A 17,667-nucleotide genomic window follows, 5' to 3' on the forward strand; every position below is an offset into this window, starting at 1 on the left:
ACCCTCCGGGTCAGGGGGATATGGTTCGGGTAGACCCCTTCGGGCCAGGGGGGGATCACCCATGAATTTTGGGGGCCATTCGCGTGCACCTGTAGGGGCCGTTCGCGAACGGCCCGCGCGGAGCGTCCCGGGTCGCTGGCCTGTCGGAGGGGTGCGGAGGCATCGGACACCCCGGCCGGGCGCTTCTCGAAGCGCCCCTACGAGCGGATTGCGGGGTTGGGGTGAGGGTGGGGGGGGGTTGAAATTGATCAATCTGTGATAAATTAGCGACATCTAATATTGAAGTGGCGCCCTCGGGTGTCCAAGCAGGGAGTTTTGCCCATGATCAACCCAGGACTTCGCTGGCTGCTGGCCGCCACCGCCCTCTGCCTGGCTGCGCCCCTGGCAGCTCAGGATCTGGAGACCACCCAGGTTCGCATGCATACGCTGCCCATGGAGCAGGTGCTCGATGGTCGCATCGAGGCGGTGCAGCAGGCCACCGTGTCGGCCCAGACCAGCGGGCGGGTGGTTGAGGTCTTCTTCGACGTGGACGACTTCGTGGAGGAGGGGGATCTGATCCTGCGGCTGAGGGACACTGAGCAACGCTCCCGGTTGGAGCAGGCGGAAGCCGGTCTGCGGGAGGCCCGGGCACGTTATAACGAGGCCCGCAGTGACTATGAACGCATCGAGGACATCTTTGAGCGGCAATTGGTCTCCCGCTCCGAGATGGACCGGGCCACGGCGGCGTTGCGGTCGGCGCGGGCTCGTCTGGAATCCGCCCAGGCCGCGGTAGAAGGGGCTCGTGAGGAACTGGATCATACCCGGGTGGTGGCACCTTACGCAGGCATCCTGACTGAACGCCATGTGGAGACGGGGGAGAGCGTCAGTCCAGGTCAGCCACTGGTCTCGGGGATCTCCCTGGAGCATCTGCGGGTGGTTACCCAGGTACCACAGCGTCATATCCAGGCGGTGCGAGAGCATCAGCAGGCGCGCGTCATGCTCAACGGCGCCATGCCAGTGAGTGCGGAGGGCCTGACGCTGTTCCCCTACGCCGATCCGGTCAGCGCCAGCTTCCGCGTGCGGGTTCAGTTGCCCGATGGCACGCCGGGTCTGTTCCCTGGAATGTTCGTCAAGGTGGCGTTTGCGGTGGGCGAACAGAAGCGTCTGCTGGTGCCGACGGAGGCCGTGATGCAGCGGGGAGAGGTCTCTGCCGTGTATGTGGTGGACGAGGATGGCCGGATCCGCTTGCGCCAGGTGCGCACCGGTCGCGCCGCCAATCAGGATCATGTGCAGGTGCTGGCGGGTCTCGAGGCCGGTGAACGGGTGGCCGTGGATCCGGTACGTGCCGGCATCACCCTCAAGGCACAGCGGGAGGCGGCCCGATGAGTGACGCGGACAAGGACGGCGCCATGGGCATCTCTGGACGCATCGCCAGGACCTTTCTCACCTCTCAGATCACGCCGCTGCTGGCCATTGTGGGTCTGTTGCTGGGGCTGTTTGCCGTTCTGGTCACGCCACGGGAGGAAGAGCCGCAGATCGATGTGACCTTTGCCAATGTCTTCATCCCCTTCCCCGGGGCCTCGGTGGAGGAGGTGGAGCAACTGGTCAGCATCCCGGCGCAACAGGTGCTCTCCGAGATTGAGGGCCTGGAGCATGTGTATTCCACCTCGCGGCCTGGCATGTCGGTACTGACCGTGCAGTACCAGGTGGGTGAAGGGCGGACCGATGCCATTGTGCGCTTGTACAACCAGATCTTTTCCAATCAGGACTGGTTGCCTCAGAGGCTCGGGGTCGGGCAGCCCATCATCAAGCCCAAGGGGATCGATGATGTGCCCATCGTCGCCTTCACCCTGTGGACCGAGGATCGTCAGCGCAGCGCCCATGACCTGCAACGGGTGGCTCACACAGTGGAAACGGAGCTCAAGCGGGTGGCGGGCACTCGGGATATCTACACCATCGGTGGCCCGGATCATGTGGTCCAGGTCACGCTCGATCCGCAGCGGGTGGCCGGTTTCGGTCTCAGTCTGGACGATCTGCGTCAGGCCCTTCAGGCGGGCAATGTCTCTCGGGACGCTGGTGCCCTGGTGCGGGACAACCAGGAAATCCCGGTCCAGGCCGGTACTTTCCTGTCTTCCGAGGCACAGGTGGCGTCCCTGGTGGTGGGCGTGCATGAAGGCGCCCCGGTATATCTCTCCGATGTGGCACAGGTGCGCCAGGGCCCGGCATCTCCGCATCAATACGTGAGCTTTGGCTGGGGTGCGGGTTCAGAGGCGGGGGCCCTGCCGGGGCATAGCGAGCCGGCGGTGACCATTGCCGTTGCCAAGCAGCCGGGCACCAATGCGGTGGACATCGCCGATCAACTCATGACGCGCATGGATCAGTTGCGGGGCACCCATATTCCCGATGATGTGCAGGTGACCGTGACCCGCAATTACGGCAAGACGGCCGACGACAAGGCCCGCACCCTGATCAAGAAGCTGATCCTGGCCACCGCTTCGGTGGTGCTGCTGGTGTGGCTGGCCCTGGGCTGGCGCGAAGCCATCATCGTGGGGACCGCCGTGGTGATCACCCTGGCGGTGACCTTGTTCGCCTCCTGGGCCTATGGCTTCACGCTGAATCGGGTCTCTCTGTTTGCCCTGATCTTTTCCATCGGCATCCTGGTGGACGATGCCATCGTGGTGGTGGAGAACATCCACCGACACATGCAGATGGGCAGGAAGAAGCTGCTGGAGGCCATTCCCCTGGCGGTGGACGAGGTGGGTGCCCCCACCATCCTGGCCACCTTTGCGGTGATTGCCGCATTGCTACCCATGGCCTTCGTGACGGGCCTGATGGGGCCCTATATGAGCCCCATCCCCATCAACGCCAGCATGGGGATGCTCATCTCTCTGGCGGTGGCCTATGTCGTGACACCCTGGATGACCTACAAGCTGCTTCGCCGCCATGCCGAGTCCCGGCCGCCAGCTGAAGGCGGGCATGGGCAGGGCGGTGGTGAAGAGGCAAGCGCCGGGCTGATGCGTGTGTCGGAGACGCTCCTGGGGTTCTTCCTGCGGGGGAGCGGCGCCCGCTACCGGCGCTGGGGACTTTATGGGGGCATGGTGCTGCTGATCCTGGCCTCGGTGTCACTGGTGTATGTGCAGGCCGTGGTCCTCAAGATGCTGCCCTTTGATGACAAGTCCGAGTTCCAGGTGGTGCTGGAAATGCCGGAGGGGACCAGCCTGGAACGCACCTCCCGGGTGCTTCACGAGATGGGGGATTACCTGTCCACCGTCCCTGAGGTGCACGACTATCAGGTGTATGCCGGCACCGCTTCCCCCATCAATTTCAATGGTCTGGTTCGCCAGTATTACCTGCGTGAGGGGGCTCACCTGGGGGATCTGCAGGTGAACCTGGCACAGCAGAAGGAGCGCAGCCGCAAGAGCCATGAGATCGCCCGGGATGTGCGCGAACCGCTGCGGGAGATTGCCGATCGTTACGGGGCCAGGGTTCAGGTGGTGGAGGTGCCTCCCGGCCCCCCCGTGCGGGCGCCTATCGTGGCGGAGATCTATGGGCCGGACTACGCGGGACAGATGGCCCTGGCCGGCGAGCTCAGACAGATGTTTGAAGACACGCCGGGCGTGGTGGACGTGGATGACTCGGTTGAGTATCCCGGCCCGCGTCTGATCCTGGAGGTGGATCGCGAGAAGGCCGCCCTGATGGGGGTCTCGCAAACGGCCATCGCCCAGGCGGTGGACATGGTGCTGGCCGGCGAGGATGTCAGCTTCCTCTTCGGAGCCAACGTGAAATATGCCGTACCCATCCGTCTGGAATTCGATACGGCCGACAAGGCCGGTCTGGAGACGGTCCTGGGCCTGCGGGTACGCTCCATGGACGGTGGGCTGGTGCCCCTGTCGGAACTGGTGAACGTGGTGGAGACCACGCGCGAGCGCTCCATTCACCACAAGGATTTGTTACCGGTGGTGTTTGTCACCGCCGATATGGCGGGGCGCCTGGACAGCCCGCTGTACGGCATGTTCGATCTGGTGTTCCAGTTGGGCGACAAGCCCCTGGCCCATGATGAGCCGCTGGAGCAGTTCTTCATCCAGCAACCGGACGATCCATACCAGTACAGCATCAAGTGGGACGGAGAGTGGCAGGTCACCTATGAGACCTTCCGTGACATGGGGCTGGCCTATTCCGTGGGCCTGGTGCTGATCTATCTGCTGGTGGTGGCGCAGTTCCGCTCCTACGTGGTGCCCCTGATCATCATGGCCCCCATCCCGATGACGGTGATCGGCGTCATGCCTGGCCATGCCTTGCTGGATGGCCTGGTGATGGATGCCAAGTTCACGGCCACCTCCATGATCGGCATGATCGCCCTGGCAGGGATCATCGTGCGCAACTCCATCCTGCTGGTGGATTTCATCAACCATCAGGTGGAGCGTGGCATGGCCCTGGAGGATGCGGTGATCCGGGCTGGTGCCGTGCGCGCCAAACCCATTGTACTGACGGGGCTGGCCGCCATGATCGGGGCCGGTTTCATCCTGGATGATCCGATCTTCAATGGCCTGGCCATCTCCCTGATCTTCGGCATCCTGGTGTCCACCGTGCTCACCCTGCTGGTGATCCCGGTGCTGTATTACAGCTACCTGAACGGGAGAGTGGCACGCACCTGATCCCTTGAACCCCCTCTCCCCGCTGGGGAGAGGGGTTCGTCCTACCGGTTCTCCCCTCGCGACACCCCCCTCAACACCCAATCCAGCCCCCGCGTGGGCAACACCCGCCGAAGCGTGCCGAACAAATAGGTGGGCACCGTCACGTAATACCGCGCCCGCGGCCTGGGGCTCTCCAAGGCATGGATCAGCTCCCTCACCACCGCTTCCGACGGCAAGGTGAAGGGTGCCGCCGGTCCCGCCTTGGTCAGGCGCTGCTCCGCAGCCGCATACTGCTCCCGAAACACACTGTTCTCCCGATCGATGTGGGCCGCCAGGGCCGCATGGGCATTGGCCCGAAAACGGCTGCTGATGGGCCCCGGCTCGATCAGGCTCACCTGCACGCCGCTGCCGTGCAGTTCCAGGCGCAGGGTATCGGTGAGGCCCTCCAGGGCAAACTTGGAGCAGTTATAGGCGCCGCGAAAGGGCAGGGCCACCAGGCCCAGGACCGAGCTGTTCTGTACGATGCGACCTGCCCCCTGTTCACGCATCACAGGGATCACGAGATTGGTCAGTTCCAGCCACCCCAGCAGATTGGTCTCCAGTTGTTGGCGCAGCACGTCCCGGGTGAGATCCTCCACCGCCCCGGGCTGCCCGTAGGCCCCGTTATTGAACAGGGCATCCAGCCGCCCACCGGTGGCTTCCAGCACCGTGTCCACTGCCATCTGGATGGAAGTGGAATCGGCCAGATCAAGGGGTAGCGCCTCCAGCCCTTCCTCGCGCAGCCACGCCACATCTTCCTCACGTCGCGCCGTGGCAAACACCCGGTAACCCCGGTGCGCCAGCGCATGAGCAGCGCAGTGGCCAATCCCTGAGGAGCAGCCAGTGATGAGGATGGTGCGTTCGTTGGGTGATGGGGCAGGGGAGGGGCTCGTCATGATGCGGGGGACTCGCGATACGTTGGCCATGTTGATGGCCTGGCGCTGGAAGTGTTTCGACCGGAGTAGGATTCAGTACGTCAGCGTCACCACCCCATCCTCCGCTACCTCGCCGATGAAGGCCCCGCCGCCGCGCTTGCCGTCCAGTTCCGGGATGGCGTTGGTATCATCCAGACCGTGTTCCCCCATGGCGCCGGCGCAGGCATAGAACTTCACGCCCGCCTCATGGGCATCCTTCATGAAGTCGTACACGGACTTTTTCCGGGCCTCTCCGGGGAAGAGGGTTTCCGCCACGCCCCGCTTGAGCAGTTGCGTGGTTTCGGCGGCGAAGTAGATCTCCACTTCCAGGTCCATGGCTGCGGCCACGGTGGCCTGGAAGAAGGGTGCGCCCAGGGTGCCCGGTGCATCCAGGCGGGTGTTGAGCAGCATGATCAGGATCTTCTCGGTCATTTCCGTCTCCTCTTGGGGCTTGCAAAATTCCTCATTGCCCCCATAACCCAAAAGACGCGCCATTGCGCCCCCCAAGGCAGTATAATTCGCGCACGATCAGACCGCCCCATACGGAGACCCGACCATGCCCATCTACGAATACGAATGCAATGCCTGTGGCCACCGCATGGAGGCCATGCAGAAGATTGCCGATGCCCCGCTGGTGGACTGCCCCGCCTGCAACACCCCCCAGTTGCGCAAGCTGGTGTCTGCCAGCGCCTTTCGTCTGGGGGGTAGCGGCTGGTATGAAACCGACTTCAAAAAGGACAACAAACGCAATCTCAAGGAGGGCGACAAGGCCGCGCCATGTGCCGCAGACAGCGGCTCCAAATCCGAAGCATGCAGCGCCTGCCCCGCTGCCGCCAGCTCCGGGGGGTAACCTTGTCGGATAAACACAGCGGACCCGTGCAAAGCCTGCGACGCTATCTGATCGCGGGCCTGCTGGTCTGGGTACCCCTGGTGGCCACCGCGGCCATCATCAAGTTCATCCTCGACATGATGGACCGCACCCTGCTGCTGCTGCCGCCGGGGTGGCGGCCGGAGACGCTGCTTGGCTTTACCATCCCGGGTTTCGGGGTGGTCATGGCCCTGGTGATCGTGTTCGCCACCGGCTTGGTGGTCGCCAACCTGCTGGGTCGCAAGCTGGTGGAGTTATGGGAGGCCATCCTGGCCCGTATTCCCCTGGTGAACACCATCTATTCGGCCATCAAGCAGGTGATGGAAACCCTGTTGGGGGCGGGGGGCGAATCCTTCCGCAAGGTCCTGCTGGTGGAGTACCCCCGCAAGGGCATCTGGACCCTGGGGTTTCAAACGGGCGCGGGCGTGGGCGAGGTACAGGCACGCACCGACAAGGATGTGGTCAGCGTGTTCGTCCCCACCACCCCGAACCCCACCTCGGGTTTCATCATTCTGGTGCCCCGTGATGAGGTGGTTGTGCTCGACATGACGGTGGAAGATGGCCTCAAGTTCGTCATGTCCCTGGGGGTGGTGGTGCCCCGGCATCCACCGCTCAACAAGGGCGAGCCGGGCGCGAAATAAAGCCGCGAACCTCCCCCGTACGGGCCGTTCGCGAACGGCCCTGGTGGATTCTCCGCGATCCCGGGCATTCGGCCTGGCGCGGAGGTATCCACAGCCTCGGCAGAGGCCTTTCCTGCGCGCCCTTCCGACCAACCACCCCTCCAGACTTGCCACTCCAATTGGCAAGACCGTACCATTATCGGTTTTCCACAGCCTCAATCATTCAGGACACTTCAGGAATCCCCCATGCGCTCCCATTACTGCGGTATCGTCGATGAGTCCCTGCTCGACCAGGAAGTGACACTGTGCGGCTGGGTCAATCGCCGCCGGGACCATGGGGGCGTGATCTTCGTGGATCTGCGTGACCGGGAAGGATTGGTGCAGGTGGTGTTCGATCCGGACCGCGCCGATGTCTTCGCCACCGCTGAGCGCATCCGCAGCGAATATGTGCTGAAGGTGACGGGCCGGGTGCGTCGGCGCCCCGAGGGCACGGTGAACACCGATCTGCGCACTGGTGCGATCGAGGTGCTGGGCACCGGGCTGACCGTGCTCAACACCTCCGAGACCCCGCCCTTCCAGCTGGACGAGGACGATGTGGGCGAGGAAACCCGTCTGCGTTATCGCTACGTGGATCTGCGCCGCCCCACCATGCAGATGCGTTTGCAGATGCGTGCCCGCATCACCGGCGTGCTGCGCCGTTTCCTGGAAGAGCATGATTTCCTCGACATCGAGACCCCCATGCTCACCAAGGCCACGCCCGAAGGGGCGCGAGACTACCTGGTGCCCAGCCGCACCCATCCTGGCAGCTTCTTTGCACTGCCCCAGTCGCCGCAGCTGTTCAAGCAGCTGCTGATGATGTCCGGGCTGGATCGCTACTATCAGATCGTGCGCTGCTTCCGGGACGAGGACCTGCGGGCCGATCGTCAACCGGAATTCACCCAGCTGGATATCGAGACCTCCTTCATGGACGAGGAGGGCATCATGACCCTCATGGAAGAGATGGTGCGTGAGCTCTTCGCCCAGGTACTGGAAGTCCCCCTGCACACCCCCTTTCAGCGCATGACCTATGCCGAGGCCATGCACCGCTTCGGCTCCGACAAGCCGGACCTGCGCATTCCTCTGGAGCTGACCGAGCTCACTGACGTGATGGCGCCGGTGGAGTTCAAGGTCTTTTCCGGCCCGGCCAAGGACCCCCATGGTCGGGTGGCGGCCCTGCGTCTGCCCAAGGGCAGCGATCTCACCCGTAAGGAGATCGATGATTACACCCAGTTTGTGGGCCGTTACGGAGCCAAGGGGCTGGCCTATATCAAGGTCAACGACGTCAATGCGGGCCGCGAGGGCCTGCAGTCGCCCATCCTCAAGTTCCTGCCGGACGAAGTGGTGGTGGAGATCCTCAACCGGACCGAGGCTGAAGACGGTGATCTGGTCTTCTTCGGTGCCGACAAGGCCCGGGTGGTGAATGAAGCCCTGGGTGCCCTGCGGGTGAAGCTGGGTCACGATCGCCACTTGGTGGAACGCGGCTGGCGCCCCCTGTGGGTGGTGGACTTCCCCATGTTCGAGATGGACGACAAGGACAATCGCTGGGTGGCGCTGCACCATCCCTTCACCGCGCCTCGGGTGGACAGCCCTGATGATCTTTCCGGCGATCCCGGCCACCTGATCTCCCGGGCCTACGATCTGGTGCTCAACGGCACGGAAGTGGGTGGCGGTTCGGTGCGTATTCACAACATGGCCATGCAGCAGAAGGTGTTCGAACTGCTGGGGATTGGCGAGACCGAGGCCCGGGAGAAGTTCGGCTTCCTGCTGGATGCCCTCAAATATGGCTGCCCGCCCCACGGCGGCATCGCCTTTGGTCTGGACCGCCTGGTCATGCTCATGACCGGCGCCCAGTCCATCCGCGACGTGATGGCCTTCCCCAAGACCCAGACCGCTGCCTGCCCCCTCACCCAGGCCCCCGCCGAAGTCAGCGAGGCCCAGCTGCGTGAACTGAACATCCGCCTGCGGCAAACGGCAGCGGACAAGAAGGAGGGCTGACCGGCCCGCTCGACCCGAAGACCCCTTCCCCGATGCCGGGAAAAGGGGCCAGACCCCGTTTCCCCAAAGAGCCCCTCTCCCGCTGGCGGGAGAGGGGTTGGGGTGAGGGTGGCTTATACCCGAATCAAAAACTTCCCTTTGAGTTGACGCCCCGCAACCGGCAGACTCTCCTGTCGGGATTCTGCTACAAACAACCCTGAGCGGATCATCACCATACCCTCATAATCATAACGACAGGTGACGGGGCATGAAGGCACTGCCGAAGTTTGAGGACCATTCCCGACAGGACACCCGGTACACCACGTGCTACATGTGTGCCTGTCGTTGCGGTATCAAGGTCACCGTCGAAGATAACAAGGTCCGCTATATCCAGGGCAACCGCAACCACCCGGTGAACAAGGGGGTGCTCTGCGCCAAGGGTAATGCCGGCATCATGAAGCAGCAGTCACCGGCACGGCTGCAACAACCCCTGATGCGCAAGCCCGGCACGGAGCGGGGGGAGGGGGAGTTCGAACCCATCTCCTGGCACGACGCCCTGAATCTGCTCACCACGCGTCTGGCGAAGATCCGCGCCACCGACCCGAAAAAACTCGCCTTTTTCACCGGTCGCGACCAGATGCAGGCCCTCACCGGTCTGTGGGCCACCCAGTTTGGCACCATCAACTGGGCGGCCCACGGCGGGTTCTGCTCCGTGAACATGGCCTCGGCGGGGCTGTACACCATGGGGCATGCCTTCTGGGAGTTCGGCGACCCGGACTGGGAACACACCAAGTACTTCATGCTCTGGGGGGTGGCCGAAGATCATGCCTCCAACCCCATCAAGATGGGCATCGAGCAGGTCAAGCGCCACGGCGCCAAGTTCGTCTCCGTGAACCCGGTGCGCACCGGCTATCAGGCCGTGGCCGATGAGTGGGTCGCCATCCGTCCGGGCACCGATGGGCTGCTGGCACTGGCCATGATCCACGTGTTGCTGCGCAACGACTGTATCGACCAGACCTTCCTGGTGCGCTACACCAACGCCCCCTGGCTGGTGGTGGACACTCCAGGGCAGAAGGGCCATGGCCTCATCCTGCGGGACAAGCAGGGCAAGCCCCTGTGCTGGGATCAGGAAACCGATGCGGTCACCGACGCCTCCCAGGTGGAGATCCAGCCGGCCCTGTTCGGTGAATACACCGCCCCGGATGGCCGCCCGGTGAAAACGGTCATGACCCTGCTGGCCGAACGCTATCTGGATATGCAGTACGCCCCGGAGAACGTGGCCGAGCGTTGTGGCGTGCCCGCCGAGCAGATCGAACGCCTGGCCCTGGAGATGGCCCACGTGGCCTTCAAGGAGACCATCGAGATCGAATGCGAGTGGACCGATTCCTACGGTCGCACCCACGATCGCTTCGTGGGGCGCCCGGTCTCCATGCACGCCATGCGCGGGATTTCGGCTCACTCCAATGGCTTCCAGACCTGCCGCGCCATCCACCTGCTGCAGATCCTGCTGGGCACCATCGATGTCCCCGGTGGGCATTTGTCCAAGCCGCCTTATCCCAAACACATCCCCCCGGGCATCAAGCCTGCCCGGGAGATGGCTCCCAACACGCCCCTCAAGAGCCCGCCACTGGGTTTTCCCACTGGCCCCGAGGACCTGGTGATCGACAAGCAGGGCAATCCCTTGCGCATCGACAAGGCCTATTCCTGGGATGCCCCCATGGCCAACCATGGCCTGATGCACATGGTGATCACCAATGCCGTGAAGGGGGATCCGTACCCCATCGATACGCTGATCCTGTTCATGGCCAACATGACCTGGAACTCCAGCATGAACACCCGTCAGGTGATGGACATGCTGCGGGAGAAGGGCGAGGACGGGGAATACAAGATCCCCTTCCTGGTGGTATCCGACGCCTTCCACTCGGAGACGGTCAACTTCGCCGATCTGGTGCTGCCGGATTGCACCTATCTGGAGCGGCACGACACCATCTCCATGCTGGACCGCCCCATCTCCGAACCCCACGCGGCGGCGGATTCCATCCGCCAGCCCATCCTGGAGAAGGATCGGGATGTGCGTCCCTGGCAGGAGGTGCTGGTGGATCTGGCCGGGCGGCTCAAATTCCCGGCGTTCACCGGTGAAGACGGCAAGCCCCGTTACGCCTCCTATCAGGACTTCATCGTCAACTTCCAGAAGGAGCCGGGTATCGGCTTCCTGGCGGGGTGGCGAGGTGAGAACGGGGATCAGGGGCTTCGCGGCGAGCCCAACCCCCGGCAATGGGAGGCCTATGCCGAGAATCAGTGCTTCTTCGTGCATCACCTGGAAGACAGTCAGAAATACTACCGCTACTGCAACCAGGACTACCTGACCCTGGCCCGGCATGCGGGCTGGGTGGGATCCACCGATCCCATCGTGCTGGAGTTGTACTCCGAGACCCAGCAGCGCTTCAAGCTGGCAGGGCAGGGGCTCTATGACGGGCCAACCCCCGCTCGCGAGGAACACAAGGAGCGGCTCACCCGCTTCTTTGATCCGTTGCCTATCTGGTATCCCCCGCTGGAACACGGCCGCATTGATACCGATGCGTATCCCTTCCATGCCATCACCCAGCGCCCCATGTTCATGTACCACTCCTGGGATTCCCAGAACGCCTGGCTGCGGCAGATCTGTGCCGGCAATCGGCTGTACATGAATCGTGGGCGGGCCCAGTCCATGGGCATTGAGGACGATGCCTGGGTCTGGGTGGAGTCCCACCACGGCCGCATTCGTGCCCAGGTGAAACTGATCGAAGCGGTGGAGCCGGACACGGTCTGGACCTGGAATGCCATCGGCAAGCAGGCCGGCGCCTGGGGACTGTCAACGGATGCAGATGAATCCCGCAAGGGCTTCCTGCTCAATCACCTGATCTCCGAGTTGCTGCCCCAGCAGGGGGACGGACTGGACAATGTCACCAATTCTGACCCCATCACCGGCCAGGCGGCCTGGTATGACCTGCGCGTGAAGATCACCCCCGCCAAGCCGGGGGAGGTGGGTTCCTGGCCCCAATTCGATCCGGTGAAACCCCTGCCGGGCATGGCGGTATCGCCCAGCGCTGTACGCTATCAAACGCACCGTGGCGTGAATCTGAAACGCGGCCTCTGGGATGTACTGACACGGGGCAAGCACCGGCGGTGAACCGGGCCCTCACCCCAACCCCTCTCCCGCGAGCGGGAGAAGGGCTCTAAACTTCCTTCTCCCCCAAGGGGTGAGAACTAACGCCCCCTTCTCCCCTCGGGGGAGAAGGGACGGGGATGAGGGGAGCGGAGGGCACATGCCTTCGAGGCAGACGACTTGAGGAGCGATTCAATGCGATTGGGTCTGGTAATCGACCTGGACACCTGCGTGGGCTGCCATGCCTGTGCCGTGGCCTGCAAACAGTGGAATACCTCCGGCACCACCGGTCCGCTGACCGACATCTCCGCCTATGGCGCCGAGCCCAGTGGTGTCTGGTTCAATCGCATCCGTCACTACGAGGTGGGCGACTACCCCAACAACAAGACCGTGAACATGCCCATGTCCTGCATGCACTGCGAGGATGCGGATTGCGTGACCGTGTGTCCCACCGGAGCCTCCTACAAGCGCAAGGAGGATGGCATCGTCCTGGTGGATCAGGACAAGTGCATGGGTTGCAACCTGTGCGCCTGGGCCTGCCCCTACGGTGCCCGGGAACTGGATCCGGTGGATGGCGTGATGAAAAAGTGCACCCTGTGCATCGATCGCATCTACGACAAGACCCTGGACCCGGAGGATCGCCAGCCCGCCTGTGTGATCACCTGTCCGGCCCACGCCCGCTTCTTCGGCGACCTGGATGACCCGGATTCCGAGGTGAGCCGCCTGACCCGGGAACGGGCCGGGCAGAAACTCATGCCCGAGCTGGGCTACAAGCCCACCAACACCTATCTGCCGCCGCGCCTCACCCGGCCGGTGCTCACGGCGGACGTGCGGCGCAAGAGCCTGATCAGCAGTGTGAAGGAATGGGTGAATCAGGCCATTGTTCGTTGATGTGGACCTCGGCCTTCACCCCAACCCCTCTCCCGCCAGCGGGAGAGGGGCTCAAGGGCTTCCCTGCAGGCGCGGAGACCCAGACGCCCTTCTCCCCTCCGGGGAGAAGGGCCGGGGATGAGGGGGCGGCCGGCACGTTGCCCTTCGATCCGGGAGCAAACCAGAGCAACCAACAGGATGACACCCCATGCACCCAGCCCTTTCCGTGATCTTCTTCACCGTGCTTTCCGGCGCCGGCTATGGCCTGTTCATGCTGGTGGCCGTGCTGCATCTGGCCGGCGGGTACCCGGACGCCTCCGGGGGTGAGCTCCAAACGCAGCTGGCCGTGGCCCTGGTGCTGATCACCATCGGGCTCATGTCATCCAGCCTGCACCTGCACAACCCCCGTAATGCCTGGCGTGCCTTCATGCGGGTGCGCACCTCCTGGCTCTCCCGGGAGGCGGTGCTGGCCGTGGCCTTCTATCCCTTTGCCCTGTGGTATGCCTGGGAGACCCGGGTCACCGGCGGTGACCCGGGTCAGGTGGGCAGGATCATGGGCATCATCGCCGTACTGCTGGCGGGGCTGACCGTCTTCTCTACCGGCATGATCTACGCCAGCCTCAAGACCATCCGCCAATGGCACACGGCCCTCACTCCGGCCAACTACCTGCTCCTGGGTCTGGCCCTGGGGGCCGTGGCCCTGGTAGCCATTCACGGCTGGTTTGTGGGGGCCAGTCCCCTGCTGGCAGGGATCGCCCTGGCCTTGCTGGTGCTGGCGGCGATCATGAAAGGCATCTATTTCCTGTGGATCCGCGAGGTGACGGGCCCCACCATCAATACCGCCACCGGATTCACCCGCGCCCCGGTGCGGATTCTGGACCCGGGCCATACCGCCGGCACCTTCCTTACCCGTGAATTCGGTTTCGACCCGGGCCGACGGGTTATCCAGCGCGTCCGCCTGGGGGTCTTTGCCCTGGGCTTTGCCTTGCCCATCCTGCTGCTGGCCTGGGTACTGACCGGCGCCCCGGTCCACTGGCTCAACCTGGCCCTGCTGTCCGCCCTGGCCGGGATCGGCCTGGAACGCTGGCTCTTCTTTGCCGAAGCCCGCCACGGGGTAATGCTGTATCACGGGAGGCAGCACACATAATCGAAAAGGGGGGGAGAAAAAGGGGACAGACCCCTTTTCCGCGCGCCAGCGGCGCGCACAGAAAAGGGGTCTGTCCCCTTTTTCTCCCCCCCTTTTTCCGCCCTTCGCTAGGACGGCGTGGCGGGCCGTGGTTTGCGTGAGCCACGTTTGCGGGGGGCATTGCCGCTGGAAGGCTTGCCCGATCGCCCGCCGGAGCGGCCACGCGGTGGGCCGGCGGATTCCCTCTTGCGTTTGGCCGGGGGGGCCAGGTCGGTGGCCAGGACCGACGGGTCGGTCATCTCCGAGGTGATCTTGAAGCCAATATATTCCTCGATCTCCGGCAGGTGGAAGGCGAAGTCCTCGCAGGCAAAGCTGATGGCGTCGCCCTCGGCGCCGGCGCGGCCGGTGCGTCCGATGCGGTGGACATAGTCCTCACCCGACTGCGGTAGATCGAAATTGAATACATGGGAGACATCCGGAATGTGCAGGCCCCGGGCCGCCACATCGGTGGCCACCAGCACCTGATACTCGCTCTGCTCGAACTTGGCCAGCAGGCTCTGACGCTTGCGTTGTGGCACATCCCCCGAGAGCAGGGCCACGCGGATGCCGTTGCCTTCCAGCCAGGCCGTGACCTTCTCAGCCCAGTGCTTGGTGTTCACGAATACCATGGACCGCTCTGGCCCCAGTGTCTGCATCAGGCCCAGCAGCAACGGGATCTTCTGGTCATTGGCCGGATAGTACACGCACTGACGCACCCGTTCGGCGGTGACCTGTTCATCCTGGGTTTGTACCTTGGCCGGGTTGTTCATGTGTTCATAGGCCAGCTCCATCACCCGCCAGGAGAGGGTGGCGGAGAACAGCATGGACTGGCGCTCCGCGGGTGGGGGCATGCGCCTGAGCAGGAAACGCACGTCCTTGATGAAGCCCAGATCGAACATGCGATCCGCCTCGTCCAGCACCAGGGTTTGAGCATGGCGCAGATCGAAGACCTTCTGCTTGAAGTAATCGATGATGCGGCCAGGGGTGCCGATGAGGATGTCCACGCCCTCGGCCAGTTGCTTGCGCTGCTTGTCGTAATCGGTGCCGCCGTAGGCCAGTCCGAGGGTGAGGCCGGTATGGCTGCCGAGCACCTGAGCATCCTTGTGGATCTGAATGGCCAGTTCCCGTGTGGGCGCCAGGATCAGGGCTCGCACCTGGTTGCGCCGGCGCTGCTCCGGGGCCGGATGACGCAGCAGATGCGTAAAGACGGTGATCAGAAAGGCTGCCGTCTTGCCGGTGCCTGTCTGAGCCTGCCCGGCCACGTCCTTGCCTTCCAGTGCTGGGGGCAGTGCCAGACCCTGAATCGGGGTGCAATGGGTGAATCCGGCGTCCTTCAAGCCCGCGCGAACCGGGTCCGGGAGGTCGAAACTTGCGAAGTGGGTATCAGAAACGTGTTGATCCGTCATGGAGTTGGGGCCTTTCCTCGCGGTATCATGTATGGACTTGAAATGGTGTGCCGAATCGGCTCCAATGATTCAATGCGCGGTGCATGCAGGCGAAATTCGCCAATTGCCCGTGCAGACATTCTAACCGGAGGTCAATCGCAGTGAGTGAAAACATCACCTATGTCACGGATGGAAGTTTCGAGGAGGATGTCCTCAAGTCTGATCAGCCTGTGCTGGTGGACTATTGGGCGGAGTGGTGCGGTCCCTGCAAGATGATTGCCCCCATCCTCGACGAGATCGCCGCGGAATACGACGGCAAGCTCAAGGTGGCCAAGCTCAACATCGACGAAAACCCGGCCACCCCACCCAAATTTGGCATCCGCGGCATCCCCACCCTGATGCTGTTCAAGAGTGGTAACGTGGAGGCCACCAAGGTGGGTGCACTGTCCAAATCCCAGCTGACAGCCTTCATCGATCAGAATATCTGAGCCTTTTCGGGGTGTCCCGGTCGTTTCGGGCTGGACGCCCCGAAGATTTAATGGTAACGTCACAAAAAAATAATCTATACCCGGCTTGCCGTCCTGGCATTGTCGGTTCTCGACCCCAAAGCCGACCTCACGATCATGCGCCTTAGGCACGCCCTCCCTGGGCCTGCGCTGTCCGCGCGATAAAACCGATAGCCCACTCCCGCCTCCGCGAACCCTTTATGAACCTCACCGAACTCAAGCATAAGTCGGCCTCCGAGCTGGTGGAAGTCGCCCAGTCCATGGATCTCGAAGGGATGGCGAGGTCGCGTAAGCAGGACATCATCTTCTCGATCCTCAAGGCGCATGCCAAGGGCGGCGAAGACATCTTCGGGGACGGCGTGCTGGAAATCCTGCAGGATGGCTTCGGTTTCCTGCGCAGTTCCGACAGTTCCTATCTGGCCGGGCCGGACGATATCTATGTCTCCCCCAGCCAGATCCGCCGCTTCAGCCTGCGCACCGGGGATACCATCTCCGGCAAGATCCGCCCCCCCAAGGAAGGCGAGCGTTACTTTGCGCTGCTCAAGGTGGACAAGATCAACTTCGAGGCCCCCGAGGCGGCCAAGAACAAGGTCCTGTTCGAGAACCTCACGCCCCTGCATGCCTCCCATCGCATGCGCATGGAGCGGGGTAACGGCTCCACGGAAGATATTACTGCCCGCATCATCGATATTGTCGCCCCCTTCGGTAAGGGGCAGCGTGGTCTGATCGTCTCGCCACCCAAGGCGGGTAAGACCATCATGTTGCAGAATATCGCCCAGAGCATCACCGCCAACTACCCTGAGTGCTACCTGATCGTGTTGCTCATCGATGAGCGCCCGGAGGAAGTGACCGAGATGTCGCGCATGGTGCAAGGGGAAGTGGTCTCATCCACCTTCGATGAACCGGCCAGCCGGCACGTGCAGGTGGCTGAAATGGTCATTGAAAAGGCCAAGCGGCTGGTGGAGCATCGCCGCGACGTGGTCATCCTGCTGGACTCCATCACGCGTCTGGCCCGGGCCTACAATACCGTGGTGCCTTCGTCGGGCAAGGTACTCACCGGCGGCGTGGATGCCAACGCCCTGCATCGTCCCAAGCGTTTCTTTGGTGCAGCCCGTAACATCGAGGAGGGGGGTAGCCTCACCATCCTGGCCACCGCACTGGTGGAGACCGGCTCCAAGATGGACGAAGTGATCTACGAGGAATTCAAGGGTACGGGCAATATGGAAGTGCACCTGGATCGCCGCATCAGCGAGAAGCGCATCTACCCCGCCATCAATATCAACCGCTCCGGCACCCGTCGCGAGGAACTGCTCACCGATCCGGAGGAACTGCAGAAGCTCTGGATCCTGCGCAAGTTCCTGCATCCCATGGACGAACTCGAGTCCATGGAATTCCTCTTGGGCCGCCTGCAATCCACCAAGACCAACAACGAATTCTTCGACATGATGAAGCGCAGCTGACAGCGGCGAGCCTCGCCTGGGTGCGAGGCATGCTCATGTAGCGAATCACGGGTCACCCGAGTGTGTCGT

General features: G+C 63.2%; 13 protein-coding genes. 10 read left to right on the plus strand and 3 right to left on the minus strand.

Annotated features, from left to right (window positions below):
* The first annotated feature begins 321 nt into the window (after positions 1–321).
* Positions 322–1,365, plus strand: a complete 1,044-nt coding sequence (locus tag LPW29_RS06170; RefSeq protein WP_090252990.1) for an efflux RND transporter periplasmic adaptor subunit — start codon at positions 322–324, stop codon at positions 1,363–1,365.
* On the plus strand, positions 1,362–4,634 hold the full coding sequence (locus tag LPW29_RS06175) for an efflux RND transporter permease subunit (protein ID WP_238627293.1): 3,273 nt from the start codon (positions 1,362–1,364) through the stop codon (positions 4,632–4,634). Before LPW29_RS06170 ends, LPW29_RS06175 begins: the two co-directional genes overlap by 4 nt.
* A gap of 41 nt (positions 4,635–4,675) precedes the next feature.
* Here the strand turns inward: LPW29_RS06175 and LPW29_RS06180 are convergent, their stop codons facing one another.
* Together LPW29_RS06180 and LPW29_RS06185 are read right to left on the minus strand one after the other, a co-directional pair.
* Positions 4,676–5,548, minus strand: coding sequence for an SDR family oxidoreductase (locus LPW29_RS06180; RefSeq protein ID WP_238627294.1), 873 nt, complete (start codon positions 5,546–5,548; stop codon positions 4,676–4,678).
* A gap of 72 nt (positions 5,549–5,620) precedes the next feature.
* On the minus strand, positions 5,621–5,998 hold the full coding sequence (locus LPW29_RS06185) for a DsrE family protein (protein ID WP_238627295.1): 378 nt from the start codon (positions 5,996–5,998) through the stop codon (positions 5,621–5,623).
* A gap of 124 nt (positions 5,999–6,122) precedes the next feature.
* Here LPW29_RS06185 and LPW29_RS06190 point away from each other — a divergent pair, with 124 nt between their 5' ends.
* The 6 genes from LPW29_RS06190 to LPW29_RS06215 all read left to right on the plus strand — a co-directional run bounded on the left by LPW29_RS06190 (position 6,123) and on the right by LPW29_RS06215 (position 14,229).
* Positions 6,123–6,416: an FmdB family zinc ribbon protein gene (locus tag LPW29_RS06190; protein ID WP_090252998.1), complete on the plus strand. Its 294-nt coding sequence runs from the start codon at positions 6,123–6,125 to the stop codon at positions 6,414–6,416.
* A gap of 2 nt (positions 6,417–6,418) precedes the next feature.
* The gene (locus tag LPW29_RS06195; RefSeq protein ID WP_238627296.1) at positions 6,419–7,075 is read left to right on the plus strand and encodes a DUF502 domain-containing protein; all 657 of its coding nucleotides are present in this window, start codon (positions 6,419–6,421) and stop codon (positions 7,073–7,075) included.
* 225 nt (positions 7,076–7,300) lie between these two features.
* On the plus strand, positions 7,301–9,088 hold the full coding sequence (aspS, locus tag LPW29_RS06200) for an aspartate--tRNA ligase (RefSeq protein ID WP_238627297.1): 1,788 nt from the start codon (positions 7,301–7,303) through the stop codon (positions 9,086–9,088).
* A gap of 247 nt (positions 9,089–9,335) precedes the next feature.
* Entirely contained in the window at positions 9,336–12,236 is a 2,901-nt protein-coding gene (locus tag LPW29_RS06205) for a molybdopterin oxidoreductase family protein (RefSeq protein ID WP_238627298.1), read from the plus strand.
* A gap of 171 nt (positions 12,237–12,407) precedes the next feature.
* Entirely contained in the window at positions 12,408–13,103 is a 696-nt protein-coding gene (locus tag LPW29_RS06210; RefSeq protein WP_238627299.1) for a 4Fe-4S dicluster domain-containing protein, read from the plus strand.
* Positions 13,104–13,290: 187 nt separating this feature from the next.
* On the plus strand, positions 13,291–14,229 hold the full coding sequence (locus tag LPW29_RS06215; RefSeq protein WP_238627300.1) for a dimethyl sulfoxide reductase anchor subunit family protein: 939 nt from the start codon (positions 13,291–13,293) through the stop codon (positions 14,227–14,229).
* A 107-nt stretch (positions 14,230–14,336) separates the two neighbouring features.
* On the opposite strand, the gene rhlB is transcribed toward LPW29_RS06215, so the two are convergent.
* Complete coding sequence (rhlB, locus tag LPW29_RS06220; protein ID WP_238627301.1) at positions 14,337–15,653, minus strand: ATP-dependent RNA helicase RhlB; 1,317 nt, start codon at positions 15,651–15,653, stop codon at positions 14,337–14,339.
* Positions 15,654–15,793: 140 nt separating this feature from the next.
* On the opposite strand from rhlB, the gene trxA reads away from it, so the two are divergent.
* Positions 15,794–16,120: a thioredoxin TrxA gene (gene trxA, locus LPW29_RS06225; RefSeq protein ID WP_238627302.1), complete on the plus strand. Its 327-nt coding sequence runs from the start codon at positions 15,794–15,796 to the stop codon at positions 16,118–16,120.
* Between the two features lie 218 nt (positions 16,121–16,338).
* Positions 16,339–17,598, plus strand: a complete 1,260-nt coding sequence (gene rho, locus LPW29_RS06230) for a transcription termination factor Rho (RefSeq protein ID WP_238627303.1) — start codon at positions 16,339–16,341, stop codon at positions 17,596–17,598.
* The last annotated feature ends 69 nt before the right edge of the window (positions 17,599–17,667 follow it).

It is taken from the genome of Ectothiorhodospira sp. 9100 (genome assembly GCF_022227565.1).
In the GTDB taxonomy this organism is placed as follows: Bacteria; Pseudomonadota; Gammaproteobacteria; order Ectothiorhodospirales; family Ectothiorhodospiraceae; genus Ectothiorhodospira; species Ectothiorhodospira marina.